Source organism: Dialister histaminiformans (assembly GCF_900103425.1).
Classification (GTDB): Bacteria; Bacillota; Negativicutes; order Veillonellales; family Dialisteraceae; genus Allisonella; species Allisonella histaminiformans.
The window spans coordinates 21,530-27,529 of the sequence record NZ_FMXA01000021.1 but is presented as its reverse complement, the minus strand read 5'-3'; the positions used below and the strand labels follow the sequence as shown (position 1 = coordinate 27,529).

At 46.0% G+C, this 6,000-nt stretch carries 4 protein-coding genes; 1 reads left to right on the top strand and 3 read right to left on the bottom strand.

Annotated features, from left to right (window positions below):
- Positions 1–1,196 precede the first annotated feature (1,196 nt).
- Complete coding sequence (locus BLQ79_RS07005) at positions 1,197–2,099, bottom strand: LysR family transcriptional regulator (RefSeq protein ID WP_091365243.1); 903 nt, start codon at positions 2,097–2,099, stop codon at positions 1,197–1,199.
- 139 nt (positions 2,100–2,238) lie between these two features.
- Here BLQ79_RS07005 and BLQ79_RS07000 point away from each other — a divergent pair, with 139 nt between their 5' ends.
- Complete coding sequence (locus BLQ79_RS07000) at positions 2,239–3,033, top strand: MBL fold metallo-hydrolase (RefSeq protein ID WP_091365241.1); 795 nt, start codon at positions 2,239–2,241, stop codon at positions 3,031–3,033.
- 177 nt (positions 3,034–3,210) lie between these two features.
- Here the strand turns inward: BLQ79_RS07000 and BLQ79_RS06995 are convergent, their stop codons facing one another.
- Positions 3,211–3,858: a hypothetical protein gene (locus BLQ79_RS06995; protein ID WP_091365239.1), complete on the bottom strand. Its 648-nt coding sequence runs from the start codon at positions 3,856–3,858 to the stop codon at positions 3,211–3,213.
- A gap of 172 nt (positions 3,859–4,030) precedes the next feature.
- On the bottom strand, positions 4,031–5,479 hold the full coding sequence (locus BLQ79_RS06990) for a carbon starvation CstA family protein (RefSeq protein ID WP_091365237.1): 1,449 nt from the start codon (positions 5,477–5,479) through the stop codon (positions 4,031–4,033).
- Positions 5,480–6,000: the final 521 nt, after the last annotated feature.

Genomic DNA, 6,000 nt, shown 5'->3' with positions numbered 1-6,000 from the left:
ACCCCTTGTAAAACGCAGACATAAAGGCCTCCTTTCGGGGAAAACCTGGATAAGAGTCAAACGTACAACAGCACGCTTTCCTATGCTTCAACATAGTGGAATCAACTATCCACCATTCGCTGAAGCGAATAGTCCCCCTTTCTCTCCAGAACGGGAAACCTTCGAGCCCCTGCTCCTATCCATTCAAATTCATTCTGTGAGATAAGGGAACTTTTCAAGTTCCCGGTCTGTTTTCTCTTTCACAGTATGTTTACATACAGATTTTCCTCAAATCCCTGCTCTCGTACCTGTCTTTTCCTTATAAAGATTTTTTGTACTATGTACTAAAAATCTTGGATAAACCTCGATAAAATCACACTTTTTTACAGAAATATCCCCATATTTTTCCATTTTGGGGGCATATGAGCCCCTGTGGGGCCATATGAGGTAATATGGCTGTTTAGGAATATAAACTGAAATCTGGTCTTATGTTATTTATCCGTACCATATATGGTACATAAGTGCCCCAAAACGCCCAAAATAGGCTAAATTAATAAAACTAATGTCAACAGAAATTATATATATGCCAATATTATAGGTTCTGATAGATATGAGCCGGCAGGAAATTCACCGGTATTTCCTCCTGTTTTCTCTATTTTCTTCCATTTTTCATCAAAGTTCACTATACTTCATCGAAAAAAGTGAAAGAAAAAAATATTTTTTACCCTATTGCCAAATGACTTTTCAGACTTTATAATGTGTTCACAAATCAAAAACCAACAGCTATTTAAGAAAGCGGGGGATCGATCATGATGAAGAACATTGTAGCACTGTTCAGAAGAATTTCATTCGGTATGGGGTACAGAGGTACTTACGCAGGAGAATTTCTGTGCATGACCGATTACGTTTCTTCTGTAGTAGAATAAGATAAAAATAAACAACAAAAAATGCAGCATTCGCTGCATTTTTTTATTGCCTGATAACGGTAAAGCTCCAGCTCAGAACCAAAAAGATTATCATATTTACAGAATCTACTTTCCAGTGTTAATACCAGATGAAAGATAATTCCATAAGAGAGGTAACTCATGAGCCTGCAATCGGCCCCCAGGAAGATTACCGGGAAAACTTCTTTCTCTTTCAGGAGACAGGACATCGGGCTGACACGCTGTCCTCAATAGAAACAAGAAGTGTATGTCCATGCAAATCAGATCTACCGCTTACTTCGTTTCCGCATTTTTCTTTTTCATCCATTCCAGAAGGAACTCTCGGAAGAGATGGCCTGCCTTTGTCATGCGGATCTGGGAATTAGATACGAGGTAAATCATCTGACCGCTGATTTCTGCCTTTAGTGTCCTGCTGATGATATCCGGATGCGGATAGAGACCATCCGCATAGTCATAACCTATATTGATAGCCCGGTTTTCCAGAAGAAGCTCCCGGATAATGCTTTCATCAGCCGTCTCGGCGAGTATATGAATTTTCCGTCCGGGAACGAGGATGTGCTGATCAATATTGCGACGGAAACAGTCATAGGCACGGCCTTTGCTGATAATGGTCTGTCCATCCAGGTCGTCATAGGTCAGAAAGGATTTCTTCGCCAGGGGATGAGCACGGTTCATCCGTACGCTGTAACTGCTGAAAAAGAGGGGCGTTCCTTCAAAACGTGTTTCATCCAACGGCCCCGTTACCATAGCAAAGCTGCACTGCTGCGCTGACAGCGCAGTCAGAGCCATGGCATCTGTCGTATCCACTACGCTGAGAATGATAGAGGGGTGCGCTTTATGGAAATCTTCAATCAGGGACGCTCCAAGATAGGCAAGCACATGGTCCAGTGAATAAATAGTGACCACGCTTTTCGCCTGTGCCGCAAGCGTGTGGAGCCCGCGGATGGCGTCATATTCTTCCAGCAGCTGTCTGGCATGAGGCAGAAGAATCGTTGCATAATCCGTTGGAATGACACCTCTGACACTCCGGATGAAAAGCTTCTGACCCAGTTCTTCCTCAAGTAGACGGATGACCTTGCTCACCCCCTGACGCGAAACAAACAGCCGGTCTGCGGCTGTTTGTATATTTTTCGTCTGGTAAACTGTGACAAAATACTGTAGCTGTTTCTGATTCATAGGGCACCTCCTGCTTCTATTTTAGAGCAACCATACAGTTGCTTCAATCACCGTTTTCTCTTCTTTTCCTCGCTACGCATCTCCTCTATAATGAAACCATCAGAAATAAAGGGTACAACAAAAGGAGATACCACATATTATGAAAATAACACAAATAAGAAACGCAACCAACCGCCTGGAATATGCGGGAAAAACATTCCTCATCGACCCTTGGCTCATGCCACGCCACACCTTCTGCTTCGTCGATATACCAGGCCTCCCCTACCATACACCTGACCCGTTTAAAGAGCACCTTCCAATGCCTTTCTATGACCTTCCCATGTCAAAAGAAGAAATCTTAAAAGACGTCGACTTCATCGTCCTCACCCACATTCATCCGGACCACATCGATATTTCCATCGAAGATGGCACGGTAGGCGCCCCACTGAACAAGACCATCCCCATCTTCTGCCAGAACGAAGGAGATGCGGCTATACTGAAGAAATCCGGGTTTCAGAACATCACCATCCTTTCAGAAAAAAGCATAACAGCAGGAGGCGTCACTCTCCGCAAGATTCCGGCCCGCCACGGCACCTTCATCCCCTGCGGGGATGCCATGGGCGTCCTCTTCGAAGCAGAAAACGAGAAAACTTTTTACCTCGCTGGTGACACTATCTGGTATGATGGTGTAAAAAATGCCATTGAAACCTACCATCCGGAAGTCATCGCCCTTAACGCCTGCGCCGCTGAAACAAAAGAAAACGGCCGCCTTATCATGGACGACCAGGATGTATGGAACGTCGCCCAGACCGCCCCATATGCCCGTCTCTATCTCACCCACTTCAACAACGTAGCCCATGCCACCATCACCCGTCACAGTATGCGAGGAAAGCTACTGAACTATGGCGTAACCAACTATGACATTCCGGAAGACGGCGAAACCATAAACTATTAATAAATCGAAAAAGCCAGAAGCTTACATACTTCTGGCTTTTTTCTATTTTGCAAATCAGAGATATAGGACAAAATGTATTTCTCCGTCAATTTACAATGAATTGTATGCAATCCTCGGCTTATACAGCCCTGTTGCTTTTTATCTCTCAACTATCAAATTTCAAACCTGTCTTTCCGCTTATCCCTGCTGCTCCTCTTCCTTCAGCCGGTCGTCGTAAGAGAAAACCTTTTCTTTCATAATGGCTTCTACACTGCCTTCCGTATAGGATTTGGGGAGGGTAATACCGAAGTTTCTTGATTGGATATCCAGGAATGCACGGGCAGCATTGACGTGAAGAAGTTCTTTTCCGTCCTTATCGTAGTAATACACCGGACCAGCGATGCGGCATCCTTTTTCCCCGAAATCCACCACGTAGAGGGAATAGGATACCTCAGAAGCGTTAAGACGTCCCTTACTGCTTTCTGCCAGCGCTTTGGCTCCTTCCTGGGTGAATGTATCCTTTACCGTAGCATACACATGACGTCCATCCGCTTCTTTTGTTTCCTTCAGCGTATCCTGATCAAAGTACATATCTCCGCCGGAGCTTTTAGCTACGCCGACCCAGTTCATGTTTTCCAGTACATGCATGGCATCCTTATATTTCTGCTGATTTTTCCTGTGAATCCCCGGAGACCTTCCCCCGGTGTGATTCGTATGAAATATAGTGCCCAGCACACTGCCCGCCCAGATGCCAGCGGCCAGATTCGCATGTACCGGCACCGCACAGGCAGAAGTCATAAGACAAAGCGCCAATACACACGCTATACGCTTCTGTCGATTATGCATATACACTCCCCCTTCCAAGGATATAAAAAACGGAAATCAAGATCAGTTCCATATAGAGGAAGATGAGCTCTGTTCATCTCTTAATTTTTATTATACGCCTTTTATCCATACAAAAAGGAGTCCCGAACTTCCTGTTCAGAACTCCTTCCTGTTCTTCTTATTCGCCGTTTATTCAGCCGTCGGCTGTGCTGCAGGCTCTCTTTACCTGAGAATTCATTACCGTGTTCTTCAGGAACAGGGCCAGGCATACGGCACCGAACGCCAGACCGGCCGGATAGGTGATGGATGGATCCATCTGGAAACCTTCCTTAGCCTGAAGAATATAAGTAAATGTCACTACGGACATGAATGTGGCCGGAACGCAGGGGATAACCCAGGCGAGTCTCTTTTCACACTTCTTGTAAAGATAAACTGCACCGGTCCAGAGAACAATCATAGCCAGAACCTGGTTTGACCAGGAGAAATACCGCCATACAATATTGAAATCCATCTGAGACAGACCACCGCCGATAGCCAGCAGCGGAATAGCCAGCATGAGACGCTTGCCAATTCCCATCTGATCAATCTTAAACCAGTCAGCCATTGTCAGACGGGCAGAGCGGAATGCCGTATCCCCGGAAGTAATCGGGCAGGCAATAACCCCAAGCATAGCCAGTACATCACCGATGCCTGTACCCATATAGCCTGTGCAGATTTCATATACCGCACCGCCAGGGCCACCGGCCTTGAGCGCTGCCTGGAGGCCTGCTGTACCATCAAAGAACGTAATGCCGGCAGCAGCCCAGATGAGCGCAATGACGCCTTCTGCTACCATGGCGCCATAGAATACCGGACGTCCCGAACGTTCATCCTTAAGGCAGCGTGCCATAAGCGGAGACTGGGTGGAATGGAAACCGGATACCGCACCACAGGCTACGGTAATGAACATAAGCGGCCAGATCGGCAGCTGATGTTCTCCTGGATACAGGTTGGCCATAACCATTTCCGGCATCACATGACCGCCTACCCCCAGGAGCATGCCCCCGGCAATACCTACGGCCATGATAATCAGGCAGATACCGAAAATCGGATACAGACGGGCAATAATCTTATCAATCGGAAGAATGGTAGCCAGGAAATAATATCCCAGTACTACGATAAGCCACGGCATAACGGCCCAGCCAGTGAGCTTGGAAAGAAGCATGGCCGGTCCAGTCATGAACACCGTACCTACCAGGACAAGCAGGATAACCGAGAATATACGCATCACCGTAAGCATGGTCTTTCCCATGTCATTGCCAACGATTTCAGAAATGGAATGTCCATCTTCACGCATGGACATCATACCGGACAGGTAGTCATGTACACCACCGGCGAAAATAGTTCCCAGTACAATCCAGAAATATATGGAAGGGCCCCAGAGAGCACCGCCCAGTGCGCCGAAAATCGGCCCCAGTCCTGCAATATTGAGCAGCTGGATAAGGAATACCTTCCAGGTGGGAAGAGGAATATAATCCACCCCATCATTATGAAGTACCGCCGGAGTCTTGCGATCCGACGGACCAAACACACGGTCAACCAATGTGCCGTATACCATATAGCCCACAATCAATGCGGCCAGTGCTACTAAAAAGGAAATCACAATAATGCCCCCTCAGAATAAAATAATCGATTCCCATTACGAACCGGGAATCCGGAACCGTTTTCAGTTCTCTGTCAGACGTAATGCATGCGTTTAAGGCATTATCGTTTGCGTTTTATAAATGTATTTATTAGTGTACTCATCAAGTGTACTCTGGTCAATACTTTATACTATATTTATATATATTAATTGTGCATAAAGGAATACATCTATCTAAAAAAGAGATACTAAAGATGAGACTTCGGCTCATAGTCCGCAGAAATCCTTCCCAGATTTCCGGGCTGGCAAGCCTTCGGCTCAGGGCGGTGCAATCCTTCCGGGATGGCCAGTGTAATACAGAAAAAATTTTATACAATACAATACAGAAAAGCAGAACGAATCGAATTCTCCTTACATTCGTTCTGCTTTTCTGCTGTTACATTATAGTATACAATCTACGTTTTACGAAAAAGCTATGTGCAACATCCACCCCTCAAAAGCCTCTAAGAGACTTTTGAGGATCTGCCTGTAGCTTGTTAACG